The sequence below is a fragment of the Flagellimonas iocasae genome, from assembly GCF_042682725.1.
Classification (GTDB): Bacteria; Bacteroidota; Bacteroidia; order Flavobacteriales; family Flavobacteriaceae; genus Flagellimonas; species Flagellimonas iocasae.
This window is the reverse complement of the sequence record NZ_JBHUHU010000005.1, coordinates 615,305-639,113: the sequence shown is the minus strand read 5'-3', so window position 1 is coordinate 639,113 and position 23,809 is coordinate 615,305. Positions and strand designations below refer to the sequence as shown.

The following is a 23,809-nucleotide window of genomic DNA, read 5'->3' as shown; positions in this document are numbered from 1 at the left end:
TCAAATACTAACAAGTCAATACATATATCAATTATACATTACATTTCTTATATCCCTCCAGGTAATCAACTCAATATCGCTTTTTTTAAGCTGTTCTTTACAACTATCACTGGTAAATGAATCGAAGTCGATTTGTCGCCACTCAGAACCAAAGTTTGGATGATTAATTGTAATACCCTTCATTTCAAAAGTGTCATAGGCAGGATGTATCAATATTAAGTTTAATCCGGAAACCAAATCTTCGAAAACTTTTGAATAGTATTCACGTAAACTTTGTGATTTAAAGTAATCGAATATTCCGTAGTGGACCTTTTTGATAAGTAAATCTCCAGTTTTGATATAGTACTTGGGATTTAATCCAACCATTTCCATTAATTGTTCACTGACCATAATGGGCAGTTGATATTTTGTGCCCAAATCCTGATAAATTTTAAAGAATTCCGGGCATGAACCTACACTGTACATGTGTGAATCTATATGGGAAGGGTTCAATCCCAGTTGAAATGCACGTTGTATCTGAGCATCTAGTTCCTTCTCAACATCTTCCAGAGTTGCATTGCTTACAAGTTGTTCCCGTCTCATATAAAAAAATCCATTCTGATCCAGTAAACTGGGTACTTGATTACTTGGTAAGACGGAACCAAACTTGTAGGTCTCCCATTCACATGTCAAGGTTAAGTGTATACCATAATCGAATTGGGGATTCTGTTTGGCAAATTGGCAAATTTCAAAAGACCATGGGCAATTTATCATGATGCTATAAGAATTCACCACTCCATGCTTAAGGGACTCAATGGTGGCCATATTTTCAGAATGTGATAGACCTGCATCATCTGCATGGATTATTAGTAGCTTCGTGTGTTCTTTATACCCTAGGAGTTCGGCTAACTTCATATCTAACTTATGATGACCTATAAATTTAAGTCTTTTCAATTTTTTGTTTGAACTATTGCATCACTTAATTAAAAAATGTTGTTTTTGATTACTTACATCGATTAAATCCATTCACTAAATCGTAACAACCTTTAAGTCTACATCAATAGAATTCACTATTTGAAACTTTAAGAGTTTCTAATGATAAATCCAAAAATAGTTTGTCAAGCTTTTTTCGGATAGAGCTTTTATGAATATTGGGATTCTCCTAATTGTCAATTTGCGGTGTCGAATATGGGGCAACAGGAAAAGTAAGGTTAATAGTGATTTCTTTTGCATAATTAATACTTCCGTTGTAAGAGAACTCAAGAGGACAAAGCTAAACTTTTTGAAAGGCGATTTTGAAATTATTATCAACCAATCATTACATGTTAGGAGGGTTTGATTTTTAATAATAGACCTTCGGGCACATTATCCGAAAGGGGTTAAATATCTTCACTATATCACTGGTCTGGTAAAATTTCATGCCACTTACCTAATGATTCAACGGATTAGATTATGTACGAACTGAGGACAATTATGCAAGATTTGGCAATTTCTATTTTGAATCTTGATTCAAAAATCGCTTTCGGACAATTCTTGCAGTTTGGTGCTCTCCCGTATGACTCCATCCCGGGGGCATGAACAGATATAATATTTTGTTTTTTAGGCCTGGAGCACTGACCACATCTTTGTAGAGTGCTTTGAATTCACCAAAATAGACATCAAAGAAACTTCCCGAATCCATCTCACGGGTTATACCATATTGGATGGGAAGGTGGTCTTCCTCATCTTGATAGGTTCCAAAAACCCTATCCCAAATGTTCAAGAGATTACAGAAGTTGGTATCCATATACAGGGGATTTCTACCGTGGTGAACCCGATGGTGTGAGGGAGTTAAAATAAGTTTTCCAAGGAATCCTAAACGTCCTTTTTGCAGTACATGCTCACCAACATGGATAAAAGTGGCATAGGTAATATCCAGCAGAAGAATGGAAAAGAACAGCTTTGGGTCAACTCCAAGGAGCATGCATGTTGCGGTACGTATAAAATCAGCATACGGGAACTCGAGAAAAAAATGCGCATGGTTTACGGATAAGTTCATGGTCTCCGCCGCATGGTGTGGGGAGTGGAGGCACCAGAGCAAACGAACTTTGTGGCCAAAATAGTGATAGATAAAACTGCCCAATTCCCAGACCATATATCCATAAATAAACCAATACCAAGTGTAAGAGGTCTGAAAAGGTGCATACTCTTGAAAGAAACCGATACACCACACAATGGTGCCCAATGAAAGAATACGGCCAATCACCCTATTAAAGACAATGATGAAGAAATTTACTTTGTACGTCTTTAATTGTTCCCTTTCCCTGAAAAAAACAATGAAGAACTCAACAAAAAGTAAAATGGGAAGCGCTAGGAAGATACAGGACATGATACCATCAAAACTTTTGAAAAAGACGTAGTTTTCTGTTTTTAAGGCTTCCAGTATCCTGGTGAAGCCTAAAAAATTCATTATTTCATCAAAAACTGCATTCAAGAAATCCATAAGTTGATCGTATTTCACTTCGTTCAAATATACTATTTTTTATGTATGAACATATGAACATATTTGTGAGTAAACGATTTACGAAAACGTTTTAATGGTTCTCTTGGAGCGGACCAACGAGAGTTTGCTATAAGTACCATATTTAGGCTATCAATAATTCAGGGGTTACTATAATAATGAATTGACAAAAAAGAAACATTTTTTTTGGCAACATGCAATAAATATCTATATTTGAACATATGTATGAACATATGAACATAACACACCTAATTTTTGATTGGCCAAAGATGGGCTAGGTTGGGTGAAATAGATGATATTTTAATAGAATTATTTGAATTGTTGGGTTTAGTTCTAAAAATGAATGTTGGGAAGAAGGAAGTGTCGATTCAATGCTTTCGGTCTTCCCATTTTCATTTGATGACTTGTTCAACAAAATGTGCCGTTAACTAAACTATCCTTCAAACTATGTATTTATGAAATGTTTGCGATTGATTTTATTACTGTCGGTCATGGCTGTATTAAGTTGTGATGACGACCCAGAACAAAACCCTGATGGGTTTACCGAGTTCGTCACCAACATTGATGGTGACTGGAAGATTGACCAAGTGCTCCAGAATGGGAACGATATCACCAATCTTATAGATTTTCAATCCTTTTCCCTGCAATTATCGTATGAAAATGGGATGCCATCTTCGTATACCCTTTCCAATCTAACAACACCTTTTGCTTTGGAGCAGGCGAGTGGGAGCTGGTCATTTGATGATCCTGTATATCCTACCAAGATTAATTTTTCGGATGGTACAAGCCTGGATATTCAGGGAGCAGTGCTTTCTGGTGGGGATGAGCTTACAGTGACAGTTCCAATAGGCTGTACCTCTAATACGTATACATACCGATTGAGCAAATAACCAGAAACTAACATGCACTGAAATGAAAAACAAACTATACAAACTAAAACGCATCCTGTTTCAGCCAAAAGCACTGTTTCTACTGTTTTTGTTGTTGAGCATGTGCATTACCATCAATAATGTAAATCAACCCTCTTCCATGGGTATTGGAGAGAGAATGGACATCACTATAGATGTTGATGTTGCCCCAGCCGAAGATGCGGCCCACAACATTATATTTGGCGTTTTGGCTCCTGAGGCTTGGGACATAGCTTCCAATGCCACGGCTTCCTATACTTCTGATAATGGAAATGGAACCATGCGACTGGCCAATGGTGCCGACCCGGATTATGCTACTCCCATTATGGATCTTGCCGGAATCGGTGAAAATTATGGTCTGGTAGAGTGGGTGGTGTTTATCTCCGATGAAACGGTATCCGGTGCAAATGGCGTAAACTTCACCGGACAGATCCAACTTTCCATGGATGTCGGGATCGATAACCTTAAAACACAACTGGGATATATTGTGGGAACTTCAGGGTACGGCATCACTTCGGGAGAGACCGATATAAGGTTCACCCCTTGCATGGAAGTGACCGGAGGGTCCAATCCGTTGATAGACCTCTGTGGTCCACTTCCCTTTCCCGTAACCTTTCAACCGGCGGAATATACGTATGATGACATTATCCATATTGGGTTTGATGCCACAAAGGGACCCGAAGGATCACCAACAGCGCTTTCAGGGGCTACTGATGTATATCTCTGTGCCAAAGCTGTTATAGATGGACAAGCTGTTGAGATATGCGATAATGCCAGTATCACCAAAATGCGCAGTACCGGCAATGACCAATGGGAAATATCCATATGGCCCAGACAGCTTTTCAATGCTTTGCCAAGTCAGGAAATTGCGGATATCACTTTCAGTTTTATCAATGAAAATGGAGATGTCGAGGTCAAGAATCCAGATACCGGGGAAGACTTTCAACTAATAGCCAACTGTACGAATTAAAAACATGACGATTATGAAAAACAGAACAAAAGGCCTTGTTGTCATTTTTTTGGTGCTTGGCAATCTTATGGCCTTTGCACAAAATATTACCATTCAAGGGGTGATCACCGCAGAAGACGATGGTCTTCCGCTACCCGGGGCCAATGTAGTGGTGAAGGGTATGGCCATTGGTGCCTCCGCCAACTTTGATGGAGAATATACCTTGGAAGTCCCGAGTGGGGATGTAACCTTGGTCTTCAGCTATCAGGGGTTTAGTTCCCAAGAGGTTCCGGTGGGCGGACAACGAACCATCAATGTGGCCTTGAAAACAGATGTGAACGAATTGGACGAGGTGGTCATCATTGGTTATGGAAGCACGACCAAGAAAGATCTTACGGGGTCTATTGCCACCATTAAATCCGAGGATTTGGAGTCGGTACGTTCCACTACCGCCGATGATTTTGTACAAGGAAGGGTCTCGGGACTGTTATTGACCCAAACTTCGGGTCAACCCGGGGGTGCCACTTCTGTCCGGATTCGGGGAAGTAGTTCCATCAATGCCAGTAATGAACCTTTATATGTAATCGATGGTTTTCCTGTGGACAACAACAGTGACAACCTTTCCGCAGGTGTGGCCGAAGGGCCTTCCATCAATGCCCTTTCTACCTTGAGTGCCAACGATATTGCCTCCATAGATGTGTTGAAGGATGCTTCCGCTACGGCCATTTATGGTTCCCGTGGGGCCAATGGGGTCATCATAATTACCACAAAGAGAGGATTGAACGGGGATGCCCAAATCAATTACGACACCTATTTAGGGGTAAGTGAGGTTATAAAAAAACTGGATGTGCTCAATGCATCACAATTTGCATTTTACGTGAATGAGTCCAGGTACAATGGTTCGGGAGCCCCTAGGTTTTATTCAAACCCAACCTCTTTTGGAGTGGGTACCGATTGGCAGGATGAAATTTTCAGGACGGCCATTACCAAAAGCCACGACCTTTCCATAAAGGGAGGGAACCAAGATATTAAGTATGCTGTTTCCGGGTCGTATTTAGATCAGGAAGGAGTGGTTATTGAAACCGATTTTAAACGATACAATTTTCGGGTAAACCTCGATTTTAAGGCTACGGAAAAATTGTCCATTGAGAACTCCTTGAGTTTGAACAGGACCAACTTCAATACGGCCAGGACCGAGACCACAGGAGGGGTGGAGGTTGCCAGTAGTGCCATAACAGGGGCATATCAATTCAATCCCCTATTGCCTGTTTTCGATCCCGAAGGGAATTATACCAAAGGGAATTTCATTGTTCAGGACGATGGAACCTTTGTGAACGAAGTAAGCAACATCCAAGAACAGATTCCCAATTTCCCAAGCCCGGTGGCTTATCAAAATCTATCGGAAAGCAAGGGTAAGGCCACAAGGATATTGGATAACTTGGCCATTAAATGGGATTTGGCCAAAAATCTACAGTTGAAGACTACCTTAGGGGTAGACTTGAATATCAATGAACAATTCTATTTTAGGACCGAGGAAATCGATTTTGGAAATTCACCAGGGGCTTTTGCGGCCCAAGCCAAGAATACGGCCACCAGCTATTTGGCAGAATCCACGTTGAATTACACCAATACCTTTAACAATAGACATCGTGTGAATGCCTTGGTAGGGGCTTCGTGGCAAGATTTCACCATTGAATCCCTTTCAGGGAATGCCTTGGGATTCCCAACGGAAAATTTTGGTTCCAACAACTTGGGACTTGGATTGAACCCCGGGGTCAGTTCCAACATCATAGAATCCAGATTGATTTCCTATTTTGGAAGGGTCAACTACATTTTGGACAACAAATACATCTTTACGGCTACTTCGCGGGTTGATGGCTCCTCCAAATTTGGGGATGGCAATAAATATGGATTTTTCCCATCAGGAGCTTTCGCATGGAATGTTTCGGAAGAAGATTTTCTTCAGGACTCCGGACTCTATCTAAAACTGCGTTTGGGGTACGGAATCATAGGTAATGAGTCCATTGCACCCTATTCCGCGCAATCCACATTCAAGCCTACCTATCATTCCTTTAATGATAATGAGGTGGTGGGGCAATTGCCCAGTACACCGGCCAACAGTGCCCTTAAATGGGAGCGTACCGAGCAATACAATATTGGTCTGGACCTCGGATTTTTCAATGATCGATTGGGATTCACTATTGATGGATACCGAAAAAATACGGAAGATTTGTTGCTGAACCTCCAAGTACCTTCACAAACCGGATACATCCAAAGTGTGGTCAATGCCGGAAGTGTGCGCAACGAAGGAATTGAATTGGGTATCAATGCACAATTGTTCAAAGGGGAATTTAATTGGGACACAAACATAACCGGAGCTTATAACAAGAACAAAATATTGGATCTGGCCGGTTTGGACAATATTCCCACAGGTTTTGGGATTTTGGGAATTACCAATTGGCAGCTACTGGAAGAGGGTGGTGAGATCGGGGCATTCTACGGTTATGTTTCGGATGGAATCATTCAGCTGGATGATGACCCCGCTACCACCCCGATGTTTGCAACGGACACTTTTACCCCAGGGGAACGAAAGTATAAAGACTTGAATGGCGATGGTGTAATAGATGCCGACAACGATAGGACTTTTATAGGGAACCCTGTCCCGGAATACACATTTGGTATCAACAATACGGTCACTTGGAAGAACTGGGACCTTAATATATTCATGCAGGGGGTTTATGGCAATGAAATTGCCAACTTCAATCGGATAAACCTTGAAAACCTGAATGGGCAGGGCAATGTTTTGTTGGAAGCATTTTCCAATAGATGGACACCGGAAAATCCAAGCAACACCTACACTAGAGCAGCAGATGGCCCTAGAAATATAGTGTTTTCGGATTATTATGTTGAAGACGGCTCCTATTTAAGGTTGAAATCGGCCACGTTGGGATATTCCATACCAACCAAGTTCCTGTCCAGAATGAAAATCAACAAACTTAGGTTTTATCTCACTGGGAAAAATTTGTTCACCATGACCAACTATAGCGGTGTAGACCCCGAAGTAAGTTTTGGAGGACAGAACAACAATTTAAGTGCTGGGGCGGATTTTGGAGGATATCCAACCTCTAGAACTTATCTATTGGGTCTTAACGTAAACTTTTAAAAAATCAAAATCATGAAACAATTCAAAAATTATAGAATTTACTTCGCTGCCCTGATTTTGATCTTGGGTTGTGAAAGCTCCTTGGAAGAAGAAGTGAAGACCTTTTATACTGAGGATACATTTTATCAAACAGAACAAGATGCCAAGTTGGCCATCAATGGTATTTATGGGCACTTGGGGGCCACTTTTGATGAAACCCTGAACTCCAAGGGATTGTACTTTGCCAATTATTGGACTGCCAATGCACTCCTATCCGACGAAGGTGAAACCAGTTTTAATAGAGGGGATGGTTACAACCAGCTCTCTGCGATGGCCCACACACCGGAAAACACCATAGCATTGGAGATTTGGTCCAACCTGTACTTAGGACTCAATGCAGCAAATATGGCCATAATTAATATTCCGGACGTGGATATGGATGAGGGTACCAAGGACGATTTATTGGGAGAGGCGCATTTCTTGCGTGGATTGCTTTATTTTGAATTGGTGCGTTTCTTTGGAGAGGTTCCATTGCAATTGGAACCACAGAAAGTATTTACCTCCAGTGCTTTCCAGGGTAGGGCGGAAATATCTGAAGTATACGCCCAGATTTTTGCAGATTTGACCATGGCCGAAAACAGCCTCCCAACAGAGCAAACAGGCTTGGATAACGGCAGACCCACAAGTTGGTCGGCCAAAGCTTATATGGCCAAAGCGGCACTACAACATGGTGAAGACCTTCAATTGGCCAAAACCAAGTTGGAAGAAATTATGTCCAGTGGTCGGTTTGGACTTTGGGAAGATTATGCGGATGTCTTCAAAATAGCGAACAACAACGGAAAAGAAGTACTGTTTGCCATAAGCTTTTTGGAGGGTACGGATTTGTTCACCACCCTTTGGGAAGGAGGGCATCTTGTATACCGGACACTTCCTGGCGGTGTGTACGGTGGAAGGCCGAATGGTGGCGGACTTGAGATACCCACAATGTCCCTGTACAATTCTTTTGATGATGAAGATAGACGAAAGGAAATCACTTTTATGACCCAAGATATGATCAATGGGGAATTGGTGGAATTTGATACCCCACACATTGTAAAATATTGGGATCGGGAAGCAGAACCTTTGGTGAACAATACGGCCAATGACCTTCAGCTTATCCGTTATGCAGACATATTGCTCATGTATGCCGAAGTGTTGAATGAGCAGAACAATGGGAGCACTCCTGCTGCATTGGATGCCATCAATCAAGTGCGGAAAAGGGCAAGATTTGCTGATGGGGTGGAACGCAATGTACTTCCCGATCTATCGACCATGGGTTACGAAGCTTTTAAGGAAGCTATATTGGAAGAACGCAAAAAAGAGCTGACGTGGGAAGGTCATCGTTGGTTCGATTTGGTTCGATTTGGCAAACTGGAAGAAAAGGTTACCGAGGCCAAGCCCGGGGTTCCCGTGGCGGCCAGACATAATTTACTTCCTATTCCACAACGCGAAAGGGATATCAATCAAAATTTGACACAGAACTCTGGGTACTGATATGGACAAAACATTTTTTCAAGGCCTTAAGATCACATTTATATTTTTGATCATCTTTGGAAGCCCTTCCTTGCTTGCTTCGGATAATATTGCAAGTTATGCCACACTCAAGGTTTCCTCAGAACTACAGGGAAGTGAAGCCTCCAAATTGGTTGATGGTGTAATTCGATTGGACGGTATGGGTGAGTGGGCCAGTAAAGGAGAGCGAAAGGCATGGGGAGCCAACCTATTGCCTTGGCTTCAAATGGAATGGGACAGACCTCGAAGCATTAACACCATAGTCATTTATGATCGGCCGGGTCTGGACGAACATACCGCAGGAGGTGTCCTTAAGTTTAGTGATGGTTCCGTTATTAGGGTAACCACCATCCCAAACAATGGCGATGCCAAAAGAGTGGAGTTTCCTGCCAAGAGTGTTCAATGGGTACGTTTTGAGGTAACCGATGGAGAGGGGCTTAACCTGGGACTTTCCGAAATAGAGGTGTTCGCATCACCAACAGATAGCGAAAACCCTTTGTTTTGGGTAAACCCGTTTATAGAATCCGCCAAAGGACGTTATTTTTTCTTCACACCCGGAGCACATCCCATGGGAATGGTGGCTGCTGCCCCCGTGACTCGAAATAAAAATCAATATGGGGGAGGGTACAACTATAATTCCACAGAGGTGTTGGGGTTCGAACAGATTCATGGTTGGTGTCTTTCCGGAATACAGATCATGCCCACACTTGGTAATATAGAACCTACTTTGGGAGATCAAGGTTGGAAGTCGAGTTTTAGTCATGATGATGAAATAGCCATGCCCGGATATCAACGCCTATATCTTAAAGAGCACCATGTGTGGACAGAGCTTACCAGTACCAAGCGTACTACCTTATATCGGTTTAAATACACAAAAGCGGACAAGGCCGGTATCTTGACCAATTTAGGAGGATATCTAGGGAACTCTACCATGATCAATGCAGATGTTCGCAAGGTCAACCAAAATGAGTTGGAAGGTTCCTTTGATTCAGCGGGTAGGTTTTGGGGTGGTCCGGAAAAGGTCAAGGTGTTTTTTGTGATTCAATTTGATAAATCCTTCAAATCCTTGGATGGATGGAAGGACAAAGAAAGATTCGACAATATCAACTCTATAAAGGGGAGCGATACCATGACCCGTAGAGATTCGGTCGTTTTTGCCGGAATTACCCAGAGCTATTGGGATGCGCCGACTACGGGAATTGCTGCCAATTATGATGTAGAGGCTGGGGACGAAGTTCAAATGAAGATTTCCATTTCATATACCTCTGTGGAAAATGCCCGCAAAAATCTTCAAACCGAAGCTCCACATTGGGATTTTGACCGTTACAAAGAAGATGCCTTCAAAATATGGGAAGAAAAACTGGGTAGAATTGCGGTTAAGGGAGGAACCGAGCAGCAACGTGAAAAGTTTTATACCGACTTATGGCATATACTTTTGGGAAGAAGGATCCTTAATGATGTTAGTGGTGATTATCCCGATTATACCCAAGGAGAACGTCATGGAAACTTTACCAAGGCCGATTTAAAAGTAAGGTCGCTCCCAAAAGGAAAAGATGGGGAGTCTAAGTTCAATATGTACAATTTTGATGCCCTTTGGCTAACCCAATGGAACCTGAACATTGTTTGGGGATTGGCATGGCCCGAAATTTTGGATGATTTTTCGGCCTCCTTGGTCCAATATGCAGATAATGGTGGGTTGCTACCTAGAGGCGCCATAGCAGGGGGGTATTCGTATATAATGACAGGAAACCCGGCAACAAATATGTTAGTGAGCACCTACATGAAAGATTTGATGACAAAAACAAGTCCAAAACACGCGTTTCAGGTCATGAAAAACAATCACATGCCCGGAGGTATGATGAGCGCCTCTGCGGAAGACCTAGAGTTTTACATAGAAAATGGGTATTGCCCAGAAAATGCTGGCAAAACATTGGAGTGGGCCTTTCAAGATTGGTCCCTGTCCCAAATGGCAAAGAAAATGGGTAGGGCGAAGGATCATGCCTATTTTTCCAAAAGAGCGGAAGGATGGACCAAATTGTTTCACTCCGACTCAAAATTACTGTTACCCAAAGACAAATCGGGCAATTGGGTGCATACAGATTTGTTGTCTGGTCATGGTTGGGTAGAATCCAACGCATGGCAAGGAACCTGGTCGGTCTCCCATGGCATATCTAAATTGTCACAGCTTATGGGAGGGAACGATGCCCTTGCCGATAAGCTCAACTTTGCCTTTGAGCAAGCCGCTCCCGAAGATTTTGTATTTGGGTATTCCGATGGCTACGTCAGTTATGCCAATCAACCAGGTTGTTCCAATGCGCATGTTTTTAACCATGTACAAAAGCCATGGCTCACACAATATTGGGTGAGAAGGGTAAATGAGCAGGCTTATGGAGCAACAACTGTAGATCAAGGATACGGAGGCCATGATGAGGACCAAGGTCAGATGAGTGGCGTAAGTGCCTTGATGTCCATGGGGCTTTTTAGCTTAACAGGGAACAATTCCATCACCCCTAAATATGAAATTACCAGTCCGGTTTTTGACGAGATAACCATAAAACTCAATCCAAGCTATTACCAAGGAAAAGAGTTTACCATCAAAACCTTGGACAACAGTAAAGAGAACAGTTATATCCAAAAGGCAAGGTTGAACAATGAGCCGCTCCAAACATTTTGGTTCACCCATGATGTTTTTCAAAAGGGAGGGGAGCTTATCCTGCAACTTGGACCTGAACCCAATACCAATTGGGGAATTCAAGATTGAACGTATAGCAAAGAGGAACCTTCCATCAACAGAAGGAGTGAGCAATGAAAAAAGGGATTGTAACATCTGGGATTTGGTCTTTTGTACTCTTGATTTTGGGTGCGTCGTGCACAGAGTGTACAAAGCGGGGGGAATACCTCTTCCAGCCAGTGGCGGCCAAAGTCTCTGGAATCCATTTTTCCAATGACCTTCCCTTGGATGACGATTTGAATATCCTCAACTACATCTACTACTTCAATGGTGGAGGTGTTGCGGTGGGCGACATCAATAATGATGGATGGGACGATCTTTTCTTTACGGGAAACCAAGTTTCCAACAAATTATACCTGAACCAAGGCAATCTAAGGTTCAAGGATATCACCGAAGAAGCAGGTCTGGAGTCCAAAGGATGGTCTTCTGGGGTGAACATGGTGGATATCAATACAGATGGTTGGTTGGATATTTATGTGTCCCGATCTGGACATTTAGATCCAGAACAACGAAAAAACCTACTCTACATTAACCAAGGTGATGGAACCTTCGAGGAAATGGCCCAGGAATACGGGTTGGCAGATTCTTCGTATTCCACACAATCCGCTTTTTTGGATTATGACAAGGATGGTGATTTGGACATGTACCTGCTCAACCATATGCACCAAATGACCGGGATGAACAATCCTGTGCCACGAAAACTGAATGGGGAATCCGAAAGCAATGACAAACTGTACCGCAACGATGGTGTTGGTCCATTTGGGCACCCAGTCTTTACGGATGTTTCTGATGAAGCTGGTATTACGATTGAAGGGTTTGGTCTTGGGGTAGGGATAAGCGACCTTAATCAAGATGGGTATCCGGATATTTACGTGTCCAACGATTTTATTTCCAATGATATCCTGTATATCAACCAAGGGGACGGAACTTTTAAGGACAGATCTAAGGAGTTTCTCAGTCACCAAAGCCATAATGGTATGGGCAATGACATTGCCGATATCAACAATGACGGTCTTACCGATGTTTTGGTATTGGATATGCTGCCTTCGGATAATCGTCGTAGGAAACTGATGCTGAACAAACCCAACCACAACCTTTTTGAATTCAGCAAAAGTGTAGGCTATCAACCCCAATACATGCGGAACACCTTCCAATTGAACAATGGAGGCCAGGCCCCGTTCAGTGAGGTGGGCCAACTTATGGGTATTAGCAGTACGGACTGGAGTTGGGGAGGATTGATGGCTGATTATGACTGCGATGGTCTAAAGGATATGTTCATCACTACGGGCTACCTCAAGGATATGACCGATTTGGATTTCATTGTGTATCGCAGAAAGCAATTCAAGTTTAGGACCAGGGAGGAAGCGGACAGTATATACTTGGCCAGTATCAACAAACTGCCCGAGGTAAAGCTCCAAAACTATTTTTATAAGAACAATGGCGGGTTGAAGTTCATGAACACTTCATCTACATGGGCCCCTGAATCCCCTAGTTTTTCAAATGGGGCGGTGTACGCAGATCTGGACAATGATGGAGACCTTGACATTGTCACTAACAACATCAATGATAAAGCCAGTGTACTGGAGAACACCTCTTCCCACCGTAAAAATAATGGAGGTCATTCCCTAAAACTCATTTTTAAAGGACCAAAGACCAATCCAAATGGGATAGGGGCAAAAGTATGGGCCTATACTGGGAGTGCGGTTCAGTTTTCAGAGAACTATACCACCAGAGGTTTTCAATCCAGTGTTGCACCCTCACTGTATTTTGCATTTCAGAAGGATCAAAAAATGGACAGCCTTATCGTGGTTTGGCCAGATGGAAAAGGAAAGACCTATTCCAATGGTGGGATGGGCACTACATTGACACTAGAGTATTCCGGTGCTTCTGAGGTATCTGAGCGGATTCGTACGGTTGAAAAAAATCAAATGTTTTCCAAGGTTGATAAGATTATTCCTTTTGAACATCAGGAAATCCCTTTTTCTGATTTTGATATAGAGCCGCTCATTCCACAAAAATTTTCCAGCAATGGACCTTCCCTTGCGGTTGCTGATGCCAATGGTGATGGTTTGGATGACCTTTTCATTGGAGGCTCGCATGGTTTTTCAGGTCAGCTGTATATCCAAGCCAAAGATGGCCGCTTTGAAAACAAAATTTTTGAAGGTACTACCGAGCATGAAGATGTTGGGGCCATATGGTTTGATGCGGACGGCGATGGGGACAATGACTTATATGTGGTCAGTGGAGGGTCCGAATTCTCGCTGATGAAGCCAGGACATTATCAGGATAGATTGTATATAAACGATGGTCATGGGAATTTAACCATGGCCGAAAATGCTTTGCCCACCATGAACACGAGTGGGGGTTGTGTAATTGCTTCTGATTATGACCAAGATGGGGATTTGGACCTTTTTGTAGGCGGAATGGTTGTTCCCGGAAGCTATGGGGTGTCACCTAAAAGCTATGTATTGGAAAACAACCAAGGGAGGTTCACCGATGTCACCCGCTCAAAATTGGGCGAACATGAATTGGGAATGGTTACCGCGGCCCTTTGGACCGATGTGGACAATGATGGTTGGGTAGATTTAGTGGTTGTGGGGAAATGGATGCCGGTAACCCTGTACAAGAATCAAAAAGGAAGTTTTGAAAAAGCTGTATTACCCAATTCATCGGGTTGGTGGAACAGCGTCAATGGCGGGGATTTTGACAATGACGGGGATATGGACTATATCGTCGGGAACCAAGGAACCAATAGCGTGTATATGGCATCAGGGGAATATCCCATGGAACTGCATGTTGGGGATTTTGACAAGGATGGCAGAGTGGACCCCTTGATCACGCAATATGGTCTAAGTCCCGATGGGGCTATGATGAGCTACCCGCTGGCATCAAGGGATTTATTGGCAGAACAAATGGTTTCCATTAAAAGTAGATATAAAAATTATCGTTCCTATGCCGATGTCCAGATTGAGGACCTCCTTTTGAACAATATGGCCGATAACCCTATCAAGAGAACCGTGGAAAATTTGGAGAGCCTATATATTGAAAACAAAGGAGGGGGCAAGTTCAATGTAAAGCCCTTGCCCACGGAGGCCCAATGGGCGCCAATTATGGGAACTACCATCACAGATGTGGACTTGGATGGGAACTTGGACGTCATCCTTATAGGCAACTTTTACGAGTACGAGGTGGGCTATGGACAGAACGATGCCTTTTTGGGACTTGTCCTAAAAGGGGATGGTACGGGAAACTTCAAACCGAAGAATCATAAAAATACCGGTTTTATGGTCAATGGGAATGCCCGTGCCTTGGTCCGGTTACTGGGGAAAGAGGGGGAACTGTTGGTTTCTTCCATCAACAATGATAGCCTTAAGATACATCGAATAAACCAAGGTTTGGAAAACATGATAATGGTCACACAGGATGCGCAATCGGGCATCATCACCTTGGAAAATGGAAAACAACGAAAAATGGAATTCTATAATGGCGAGGGGTATTTGTCCCAATCCACCAGAAAGGTGCAATTGCCCAAGAATGCCAAGATTAAGTTTAACACAAAACAGAAGTAAAGTCCATGCAGGACCAAAACAAATATTATCTGGGGATTGATATAGGAGGTAGCCATTTTGCCCTTGGTATGGTGGATGCATCGCAAATGGGATTGCTCATGGAAACGGTGGAACGTTATCCTGTGGACGGTAATCTACCGGCTCAGGATTTTTTGGACCAATTGCTTTCTGCCATAAGGGATTCCATTCAAAAGTTCAAAAAACCCATAAAGGGCATTGGTCTGTCCGTACCCGGTCCATTTGACTATGCCAATGGGGTTTCCCATATCCGTGGACTCAACAAATACGACGCACTGTTTGGGGTCAACCTGAAACTCTTTCTGTGGACTCACTTACAGGATGCCTTGCCCTCTCCAGAAAGTATTGCCTTTATCAACGATGCGGACAGTTTTGTTCTAGGGGAGACCTATACCAACAATCTCGATAAGGGAAAGGTTTTGGGGGTAACCTTGGGAACCGGAATAGGCTCGGGCTTTGTCATTGATGGAAATGTGGTCACCGAACATGCCAACATACCCAATGAAGGCAATATTTATAACCTTCCCTTTAAAAACAAGAGAGTGGAGGATTGGATTTCCACCCAATGGTTTTTGGAAACTTTTACCAAGACCACGGGCATCACTGTGGGCAATGTGAAGGAAATTGCCGAGCATGCGGAAACTTTGGAAAAGGCCAAGGAAATTTTTGAACAATACGGACAGCATTTGGGTGAAGTAATGACTTCTCTTTCGGAAGTGTTCAAACCAGATGCCCTTGTTATTGGAGGAAGCATATCCAAGAGCTATCACCTTTTCAACGAAGCTTTTGAAGCTTGTTTCCCCGTCCTCCCCAATATTCATATTACAAAAGGCACGGCCCATGCGGCCATTTTAGGTGCCGTCATACATTTAACCATTAAACAGAATAAATTGAGCACAAAAAGAAACACGGAGCAGTATGTGATGCCAATGCAGGCAGATGGGTCAAGAACAGGTGAAGGCTATATGGTGTACCCCTCTTTTGAGATTTCTACGGGGACTGTTTCCATGGGCGTGGAGAGCCTCGTGGATGAACTTCCCAAAACAGGATGTGTTCTCATAGACGGTTATATGGGGGGATACTGGGAAGAATTTATGGCCCGTTTGTCCAGTGAACTCCAAAAAAGAAATGTAAAGCATATCAATTATGCTATGGCTTCTGCGTACAAGGAGGTTTCGGTCATAGAAGAGATGGTGGCTCCCTATTTGGGAGGCGACGACCCTGTTTTTGGAAAGATATTTCCCGGAGATTTAAAGGATTTTTTCGATAAGGAAAAATTGCAATCCATCAAACCGGAGGAGGGTGTCCTAAATATTATCTATGGGCCTGGGGCAGCCTTGAGTGGTTGGAAAGGAACCGTGATTTATATGGATATTCCAAAAAATGAGATACAATTTCGTTCCAGGGCAGGGCAGGTTACCAATTTGGGCAATATTATGGTGGCTGATAAAAAACATCAATACAAGCGCATGTACTTTATTGATTGGCCAGTCTTGAACAGACATAAATACCAATTGCTGAAGGATATGGACTATGTTGTGGACGGGCAGTTTGAAGGTGATGTCTCATGGTGTTCGGGAGATACCTTGCGAACAGCACTTCAGGAAATGTCTGCCCATGCCTTTAGGCCAAGACCTTGGTTCTCACCCGGGATTTGGGGAGGGGATTGGATGAAGGAAAAATTTGATGGCTTGGCACAGAATGTGCCCAACTATGCATGGTCTTTTGAACTCATTGCACCAGAAAATGGGATTGTGATTTCAAAGAACGGTGCACGGTTGGAGGTTTCCTTTGATTTTTTGATGTTCCAGGATAATCAGGCCATTTTGGGCAAAGCTGCAGATATTTTTGGAACGGATTTTCCCATACGGTTCGATTATCTGGATACCGTGAATGGACAGAACCTATCCGTACAATGCCATCCCACCTTGGAATACATGCGGGAAAATTTTGGGGAAAACTTTACCCAAGATGAAACCTATTATATTTTGGATGCCGACGCCGGTGCCCAGGTGTATCTCGGCTTTAAGGAAGGGGTGCAAAAAGAGGAATTCCAAGAGGCCTTGGAGCAGAGCCATGCCCAAGCAAAGCCCATGCCGGTGGAGAATTATGTGCAAACGTTCGATGCCAAAAAACATGACCTTTTTCTTATTCCAAATGGAACCGTGCATTGTTCCGGTATAGGGAACTTGGTTTTGGAAATTAGCAGTACTCCTTACATCTTTACGTTTAAGATGTATGATTGGATGCGCATGGACCTGGATGGAAAACCAAGGCCATTGAATATTGAACGCGGTGTGGCCAACCTGAATATGGAATGTCAGGGAGATAGGGTAGAAGCAGAATACATTTCCAAACCACGAGTGGTACAATCCGGTAATCATTGGAAGAAGGTAAAGTTACCCACCCACCCAAAGCATTTTTATGAAATCCATAGATTTGAGTTCACTGACGAAATGATCATTGATACAGAAGAACAATGCCACATCCTCAATTTGGTGGAAGGCACTAAAATACGGGTGGTGGCTAAAAACAGGAGTATGGACATCCACTACGCCGAAACCTTTGTGGTCCCTGCCGCGGTAGGACGTTACAAGATTGAAAATTTGGGTGAGGGAGAGGCAAAAGTGATCCAATCCAATGTAAAACCAGAATTCTGTAAAACCGGATTTTAATCATTGATAAAAGCATGGAAGCACAAAAGAACAGCTACCTTTTTAAGATTACCGCCATTGGAGCATTGGGGGGATTTTTGTTTGGTTACGACACAGCCGTGATTTCGGGAGCCATTGGTTTTATGGAAACCAAGTTTTCCTTGACCCCTTCACTAAAAGGTTGGGCCGTATCCAGTGCCATTTTGGGTTGCATCTTAGGCGCGCTGACCGCTGGGTATGTGGCCGACCGGATCGGCCGGAAAAAGGCCCTGATCATAACAGCTTTGCTGTTCGCCATATCGGCCATTGGTTGTATGTTGGCCCCAAGTTTTACACTTTTGGTCATTGCGCGGATTATTGGGGGTGTAGGTGTTGGCGCTGCTTCCATGCTTTCGCCATTGTATATATCTGAGATTTCTCCGGCGGAAAAAAGAGGGTCTCTGGTCTCCCTATATCAATTAGGGATAGTGTTGGGGATAATTATTGTGTATTTCTGCAATTATTTGGTGGCACAGGCAGGGGATGAAGCTTGGAACATTGCATATGGATGGCGTTATATGTTGGGGTCAGAGGCTTTGCCAGCCCTATTGTTTTTGGGTGCCCTGTTCTTGGTTCCCGAGAGCCCTCGGTGGTTATCCAAGAACGGGAACAATGCGGCGGCCCTTCACATTCTGGAAAAACTGAATCCGAAGGAGAAAGCCACAGAAATCCATCAAGGCATCCAAAAAGCGTTGCAGCAAGAAAAAGGCAAATTATCCGAACTCTTTGAAAAAGGGTTCCGTACTGCAATCATTATTGGGGTGGTATTGGCTCTTTTTTCACAGATTACAGGTATCAACGCCATCATGTATTACGCCCCTGAAATATTGAAATCTGCTGGTTTTGGTGTGGATTCAGCCCTTATGCAGACCGTTCTGATAGGAGTGATCAATTCAATCTTCACCTTTGTGGCCATTAAGTATATTGATAAGGCAGGTCGGAAAAAACTATTGTTATGGGGAATTTTGGGAATGATCGTTTGCCTGTTGGTCATTGGGTCCTTATATCATTTCGATGCCCTTGAAGGACCTTGGCTGCTGATTTTCATCTTGGGATTTGTGGCTTGCTTTGCCTCTTCCTTAGGACCTATTCCGTGGGTGTTGATTTCTGAAATTTTTCCAACAAAAGTACGGGGAGCGGCCATGTCCATATGTATAATGGTCTTATGGGTAGGGGTTATGCTAATATCACAATTCACTCCCGTATTATTGAGTGACCTTGGATCCTCCTATACATTTTGGTTGTTTATGTTAAATGCCATTTTCCTATGGGTGTTTACGTATAGGATGATTCCAGAGACCAAGGGCAAGACCTTGGAAGAAATTGAAATGGGATGGAAAAAATAAATCTAATCATGAAGAAAATAGCTTTAAAGCTCTTATGTTCCTTTATAGTACTTGTACCCATGTTGGTGTGCGGGCAGATAGAGTTGCCTCCCATTTTTTCTTCCCATATGGTAGTGCCAAGGAATAAGCAAATTCCTCTTGAAGGGAAGGCAGAGCCAAGGACTACATTGACCATTACCATTGGAAGTCAAAGCCATACGGCAAAAGCGGATAAAAATGGAGTTTGGAAAGTGAATCTGCAACCCATGGCTGCCGGAGGACCTTTCGTTCTCCAAATTGAAGATGATCAAGGGAGGGAATTGACATTGGACAACCTATTGGTCGGTGACCTATGGTTATGTGCAGGGCAATCCAATATGCAGTACACCCTGAACATGCTGCGGTATAAGGAAACCCCGGATGACAACTATGATTCTCCCAACCTTCGGTTGTGCTCGGTATGGGTAGACCGGGATTATCTTCCAAGAAAGGATGTACCCAATGCCGTATGGCAGGAAGTGTCCAAGGAAACCGCCCGGAACTTTAGCGCCGTTGGATACTTTTTCGGGAAAAACCTAGCTAGGGAACAAGAAGTTCCCATAGGTCTCATCAGTAGTAATTTGGGAGCTACGGCCATAGAAACCTGGATGGGTATGGACGTTCTCAAGACATTTCCGCAGTTTGATGAGGTTACACAGAAGGTGGGTAAAATCAACAAAAGTTTTAAAACCCTGGATACTGAATTTGAAAAGTTCAGAAAGAAATGGGATGATAAATATTATTTAAAAGGACCTGGAATTGAGGGAAAATGGTACGAGGAAGGGTATGATTATTCCAATTGGGAAGAATGTACCTTGCCCGCTTTCTGGAATGATTTTGGGTACGCTTCACATGACGGCAGCATGTGGTTTAAGCGAACCTTTGATTTGGACTCCGTTCAAATGGAAAGTGATTTCAACATAGTACTCAACCAAATTGATGACTACGACAGGGTTTGGGTCAACGGGGTGCAAATAGGGGAGTCCTTTGGGAAAAGTAATTTCAGGAATTATTCCGCATCCAAAGACATTCTTCGGGAAAAGGGAAATATACTCACCGTACGTGTTTTTGATGTTGGCGGGAAGGGAGGAATCTACACCAATGCCTTTTGGGGCAATTCCATCCTCAACGGAACTTGGAAGTACAAAAAAGGAGTGAGTATAGACAGTAATCGGTTTCCGCAACCTGAAGTGTCCAATGGCAGTCCATTCTCGCACCCCATGCTCTTGTACAATGCCAGTATAGCTCCTTTACATAAATTGCCCATAGCAGGGGTAATTTGGTATCAAGGAGAATCCAATGCGTCCAGAGCAGTGGAATATGGTTCTTTGCTGCCAGCTATGATCCAAGATTGGCGAGAAAAATGGAACCATCCCAAAATGTCTTTTTTGGTAGTTCAATTGGCCAATTACCGACAAGAGGATAAGACACCTACAAATAGTAACTGGGCAGAACTCCGCGAGTCCCAAATGAAAGCTACTGCTTTAGAAAATGTTGACATTGTTACTGCCATAGATATTGGTGAGGCCAATGACATCCACCCTTATAATAAAAAAGAAGTAGGAAGAAGATTGGCATTGTTGGCCAAACATTACAATTATGGGGACATACTTAAAAAAGGCCCTGTTTACAAATCCCATAGTCTAAACGATACATCCATTTTGGTCGAGTTTGAGACCCATGGAGGTAAATTGGTTAGTAAGGACAGGTATGGCTATTTAAGGGGCTTTGCCATAGCTGGGAAGAATGGCGAGTTCAAATGGGCTAAAGCAGAGTTGGTAACTACGAACACGGTAAAGGTGTACCATGAAAATATCAAAAATCCAAAGTATGTAAGGTACGCTTGGTCTGATAATCCCGGACAATTGGACTTGACAAATGCAGAAGGACTGCCCGCGTTTCCTTTCCGAACCGATAATTTTGAGTTGGGCACTTCCAAGAAAACATATCAATACGATCCCCATGCATTTTAAATATAAAATAGGAAGCTTTCTAATTGTATTATTTTTGTCCACTAATCAGATTTCGGCGCAAGAAAAGTCGGTGCAGGATATCGGTTCATATGACTTTCAGGCAGTGCCGGCCCCCGAATGGACAGCGTTAATGGAGCGTACCTCGGGTTGGTTTGGGGCAGATGGGATATTTACCATTCCTTTAGATGGTGTGGAAAATCAAGGAGATGGAGAAAAAGAGACCCTCTTTATTTTTAGCGACACCTATATTGGGGAGGTTGTAAACAATGTGCCAAACCCAGGTAATGTTATGGTGAACAATACCACCGCATGGATGAAGGGGCAGGAACCAAAGAAATCGGCCATTGATTTTGAGTACAATTTGGATTGTGATGGGAAGCCAACATCCTATTTTGTTCCAAATAATAGAAATGCCAAAGCCAATGAGTATTTCTGGTTGGGGGATGGGTTTATAAACCATCATAAGGACAATGCGCTCTACCTATTTGCCTATCATGTACATAAAACCGGTCCTAATGTTTTTGATTTTGAACAGACCAACATAACATTGTTGAAAGTTGATGACCCTACCAAAGAGGGAATCTCCAAGTCAACTCAAATCGCAACCGATTTAGGGTTTGTACACCCAACAGAAGGGCGGGTATATTTCGGTAGCGGACTTTTCGTGAACACTAAACAAGCCAATGCCCCAAACCCAGATGGATATGTTTACATCTATGGTATCATGGAACGGCAAAAGTCCTTGATAGCCGCAAGGGTACTACCTGAAAATGTTGAAAATGTTGACCAATGGCGTTTCTGGAACGGTAGGGAATGGGTGGTGCAAAAGGAAGAGGTCGCGGAAATAACAAATGCGGTTTCCAACGAACTCAGCGTAACTCCAACAGAAGACGGCAATTTTTTACTCACGTTTACGGTTTTGGGCCTTTCCGATAAGGTAGGTATACGTGTGGGGACAAGTCCTGTGGGGCCCTTTGGTGAAATCCATGAGGTGTATACTTGCCCGGAATACAAGGAAAAAGGACTTTTCCCGTACAACGCAAAAGCGCATTATCATTTATCAAAACCCGGGGAACTGTTGATCAGTTACAATACAATTACGCTAAACTTTTGGGAAGATATTCAAAAAGACGCGAGTATATATCACCCTAGATTTATAAAAGTAAAATATAAGTAAACGAGTACTGGACTTAAAAAAAAACATATGAAAAACTGTATAAATGGAATGACAATTAGGGTAAGTATTTTGTCAATTGTCATGACGAGTGTAGGCTGCAAAGACAAAACAAAAGAAACACCAATAGCGGATAATAATGAGGAACCAGAGACTATTGTTGCTGTAACATCCCCTAAATGGAGCCAGCTCTTTATTAAAAATGAAGGATGGTTTGGGGGAGATGGCATTTTTGGAATTCCTATGGATGGCAAAGAATTTGTTGCCGCAACAGATAGCACGGTCACACTTTTTACTTTTGGGGACACCATGATCGGGCATCATGATGGGCAAAGCTTACAGCCGGAAGATTTTTTAATGATCAATAACTCCGTGGGAATCCTGAAAGGCAAAGAACCAAATGCAGATAATATTACGTTCCATTGGAAGGAAAGCGAGGGTCAACAGGCCAAAGCACTTTTTGAGCCCAACACACCAAACTCCAGACCACATGATTATTATTGGTTGGGAGATGGATTTGTAAACACAGAGGGGGATGAAAACCTTTATGTTTTTGCTTACCCGGTTCGGGAAAAGGATACCACGGGTATAGGAGGTTTTAATTTTGAACAAGTTGGAGTAAATCTATTGCAAATACCCAAGAACAGTACCCCTCCGTATTTAGATCATACCCAATTGGAGACTCCATTTTTTGATTCAGCAACCCAAACTTCATTTGGCAGTGCCATTTATGTGAACACGGAATCAGCGGGAGCTCCAGACCCCGATGGCCATATCTATACATATGCGGTGTCCAACGAGGAAGGTACCAAGGGCCTGTTGGTCGCAAGGGTATTGCCCGAGTATTTGACAAAGTTTGATTATTGGAAATTTTGGAACGGTCAAGATTGGGTGACAGAAATGGAAGAAGCGACTATGATAGCCAAGGATGTTTCCAATGAAATGAGCGTATCCCCTTTATCTGATGGCAGAATTGTATTGACCTACCAACGTTTTACCATGGGACCTGAGGTGGCCATACAAATTGGCGAGTCCCTCGTTGGGCCATTTGAGGAGCCTGAAATAGTGTATTTGACCACTGAGAATGATACCCATAAAACCTATTTCACATATAACGCCAAGGCTTACCCGCACCTATCTGAACCTAGTACTCTTTTAGCAAGCTATAATGTGAATTCATTTGATTTTTGGGCAGATATTTTAAAGGACCCCAATCTATACAGACCACGGTTCCTTGAAATCTCTTTGGAATAGTGGC

General features: G+C 43.1%; 13 protein-coding genes. 11 read left to right on the top strand and 2 right to left on the bottom strand.

Annotated features, from left to right (window positions below; genetic code table 11):
* Positions 1-27: 27 nt before the first annotated feature.
* Positions 28-933 (bottom strand): polysaccharide deacetylase family protein, encoded by a 906-nt coding sequence (locus ACFSJE_RS16855; protein ID WP_379832035.1) that lies wholly within the window; start codon positions 931-933, stop codon positions 28-30.
* A gap of 538 nt (positions 934-1,471) precedes the next feature.
* Entirely contained in the window at positions 1,472-2,479 is a 1,008-nt protein-coding gene (locus ACFSJE_RS16850) for a sterol desaturase family protein (RefSeq protein ID WP_379832306.1), read from the bottom strand.
* A 455-nt stretch (positions 2,480-2,934) separates the two neighbouring features.
* On the opposite strand from ACFSJE_RS16850, the gene ACFSJE_RS16845 reads away from it, so the two are divergent.
* The 11 genes from ACFSJE_RS16845 to ACFSJE_RS16795 are packed head-to-tail and all read left to right on the top strand — an operon-like array spanning position 2,935 to position 23,805.
* Entirely contained in the window at positions 2,935-3,369 is a 435-nt protein-coding gene (locus tag ACFSJE_RS16845; RefSeq protein WP_366590710.1) for a DUF5004 domain-containing protein, read from the top strand.
* A 22-nt stretch (positions 3,370-3,391) separates the two neighbouring features.
* Positions 3,392-4,357, top strand: a complete 966-nt coding sequence (locus tag ACFSJE_RS16840; RefSeq protein ID WP_379832034.1) for a DUF4961 domain-containing protein — start codon at positions 3,392-3,394, stop codon at positions 4,355-4,357.
* 13 nt (positions 4,358-4,370) lie between these two features.
* Positions 4,371-7,499, top strand: a complete 3,129-nt coding sequence (locus tag ACFSJE_RS16835) for a SusC/RagA family TonB-linked outer membrane protein (RefSeq protein WP_379832033.1) — start codon at positions 4,371-4,373, stop codon at positions 7,497-7,499.
* A gap of 12 nt (positions 7,500-7,511) precedes the next feature.
* Complete coding sequence (locus ACFSJE_RS16830) at positions 7,512-9,011, top strand: RagB/SusD family nutrient uptake outer membrane protein (protein ID WP_379832032.1); 1,500 nt, start codon at positions 7,512-7,514, stop codon at positions 9,009-9,011.
* 1 nt (position 9,012) lies between these two features.
* The gene (locus ACFSJE_RS16825) at positions 9,013-11,790 is read left to right on the top strand and encodes a GH92 family glycosyl hydrolase (protein WP_379832031.1); all 2,778 of its coding nucleotides are present in this window, start codon (positions 9,013-9,015) and stop codon (positions 11,788-11,790) included.
* Between the two features lie 44 nt (positions 11,791-11,834).
* The gene (locus ACFSJE_RS16820) at positions 11,835-15,329 is read left to right on the top strand and encodes a VCBS repeat-containing protein (protein ID WP_379832030.1); all 3,495 of its coding nucleotides are present in this window, start codon (positions 11,835-11,837) and stop codon (positions 15,327-15,329) included.
* Positions 15,330-15,334: 5 nt separating this feature from the next.
* The gene (locus tag ACFSJE_RS16815; RefSeq protein ID WP_379832029.1) at positions 15,335-18,022 is read left to right on the top strand and encodes an ROK family protein; all 2,688 of its coding nucleotides are present in this window, start codon (positions 15,335-15,337) and stop codon (positions 18,020-18,022) included.
* A gap of 14 nt (positions 18,023-18,036) precedes the next feature.
* Positions 18,037-19,386 (top strand): sugar porter family MFS transporter, encoded by a 1,350-nt coding sequence (locus tag ACFSJE_RS16810; protein WP_379832028.1) that lies wholly within the window; start codon positions 18,037-18,039, stop codon positions 19,384-19,386.
* A gap of 8 nt (positions 19,387-19,394) precedes the next feature.
* The gene (locus ACFSJE_RS16805; protein WP_379832027.1) at positions 19,395-21,377 is read left to right on the top strand and encodes a sialate O-acetylesterase; all 1,983 of its coding nucleotides are present in this window, start codon (positions 19,395-19,397) and stop codon (positions 21,375-21,377) included.
* 34 nt (positions 21,378-21,411) lie between these two features.
* Complete coding sequence (locus tag ACFSJE_RS16800) at positions 21,412-22,554, top strand: DUF4185 domain-containing protein (protein WP_379832026.1); 1,143 nt, start codon at positions 21,412-21,414, stop codon at positions 22,552-22,554.
* A 27-nt stretch (positions 22,555-22,581) separates the two neighbouring features.
* Entirely contained in the window at positions 22,582-23,805 is a 1,224-nt protein-coding gene (locus ACFSJE_RS16795) for a DUF4185 domain-containing protein (RefSeq protein WP_379832025.1), read from the top strand.
* Positions 23,806-23,809 lie beyond the last annotated feature (4 nt).

Excerpts from the sequence above, each read along its gene's own strand:
- ACFSJE_RS16835 (WP_379832033.1), top strand. The coding sequence starts at position 4,371 with ATGAAAAACAGAACAAAAGGCCTTGTTGTCATTTTTTTGGTGCTTGGC.
- ACFSJE_RS16815 (WP_379832029.1), top strand. The coding sequence starts at position 15,335 with ATGCAGGACCAAAACAAATATTATCTGGGGATTGATATAGGAGGTAGC.
- ACFSJE_RS16825 (WP_379832031.1), top strand. The coding sequence starts at position 9,013 with ATGGACAAAACATTTTTTCAAGGCCTTAAGATCACATTTATATTTTTG.
- ACFSJE_RS16795 (WP_379832025.1), top strand. The coding sequence starts at position 22,582 with ATGAAAAACTGTATAAATGGAATGACAATTAGGGTAAGTATTTTGTCA.
- ACFSJE_RS16845 (WP_366590710.1), top strand. The coding sequence starts at position 2,935 with ATGAAATGTTTGCGATTGATTTTATTACTGTCGGTCATGGCTGTATTA.
- ACFSJE_RS16805 (WP_379832027.1), top strand. The coding sequence starts at position 19,395 with ATGAAGAAAATAGCTTTAAAGCTCTTATGTTCCTTTATAGTACTTGTA.
- ACFSJE_RS16830 (WP_379832032.1), top strand. The coding sequence starts at position 7,512 with ATGAAACAATTCAAAAATTATAGAATTTACTTCGCTGCCCTGATTTTG.
- ACFSJE_RS16840 (WP_379832034.1), top strand. The coding sequence starts at position 3,392 with ATGAAAAACAAACTATACAAACTAAAACGCATCCTGTTTCAGCCAAAA.
- ACFSJE_RS16820 (WP_379832030.1), top strand. The coding sequence starts at position 11,835 with ATGAAAAAAGGGATTGTAACATCTGGGATTTGGTCTTTTGTACTCTTG.
- ACFSJE_RS16810 (WP_379832028.1), top strand. The coding sequence starts at position 18,037 with ATGGAAGCACAAAAGAACAGCTACCTTTTTAAGATTACCGCCATTGGA.